Source organism: Paraburkholderia sediminicola, from assembly GCF_046027355.1.
In the GTDB taxonomy this organism is placed as follows: Bacteria; Pseudomonadota; Gammaproteobacteria; order Burkholderiales; family Burkholderiaceae; genus Paraburkholderia; species Paraburkholderia sediminicola_B.
In genome coordinates this window covers 1-797 of the sequence record NZ_JAQQEK010000128.1, presented here as the reverse complement: position 1 = coordinate 797, position 797 = coordinate 1, and the positions used below count along the sequence as shown (strand labels likewise).

The 797-nt window shown below is 56.2% G+C and carries 1 pseudogene; it reads left to right on the top strand.

What is annotated here, in order from left to right:
• Window positions 1-82 precede the first annotated feature (82 nt).
• Window positions 83-508, top strand: a pseudogene (locus tag PQR42_RS45580) (LysR substrate-binding domain-containing protein); the annotation flags it as partial.
• Window positions 509-797 lie beyond the last annotated feature (289 nt).

Here is a 797-nt window from a genome sequence, read left to right as displayed (position 1 = left end):
CTCAGACGCGCCGCGTACGAGACACGTATCTACCCTTTGCTTTCGCCGCCTAAGTGCTCGTACATAAAGTTGTCATGTAAGGCTATCTGAGCCCTTCTTCCTACTGGCACAGGAGAGGCATCAACGCTTCACGTGGCGAGAGTTGCTGGAAGCGGAGCCGTTCATCCGCTACGATCGAAACGCTTTCGACGGCAGGCTGGTTGATCAGTTTCTGCGCTGCTCAAGAATTTCTGTGAAGGAGGCAATTGAACTTGATGAACTTCAAGGGATTGTTCAGCTTGTGCGGCGTGGCGCCGGGGTCGCGCTACTTCCATCCACATCTGCGCTGTCGCTTCCGGACGGTGTTGTTGCTTTGAGTCTTGGGGAAGCCACCTTCTTCAGGGAAGTTGGACTGGTCGATCGTCCCGCCCATAGTCGCCAGCCAGCCGCCAATCTGTTGGCGTTGAGGATACTTGAAGCTGCACAAGCGCAAGCTCGTGGAGACGAGAGGCCGGAAAATAGCTTATAGCCGCCTCTGTTGCACTAGCCCCTGAATATCGGCAATGGCCGATAAAGGAGCGTTCGTCTTTGACAATCTAAAGGCCGGTTAAGGGGGCTGCCGATACCGTCGCAACTGGCTCAAGGTCCGTTTAGAGCCGACTATAGCCTCAAACTTCCGGGCCGCGCACAAGCTGACATCTGGCTGCCGTCAGGGCTATCGACAACTAGCCCTTCCTCGACGCGCCTCGTTTCAAACCGAGTGCCGACCGGTCAGCGCTATGCAGCAGTGGTCGACACGGCCTTGGTCACCAGATAAG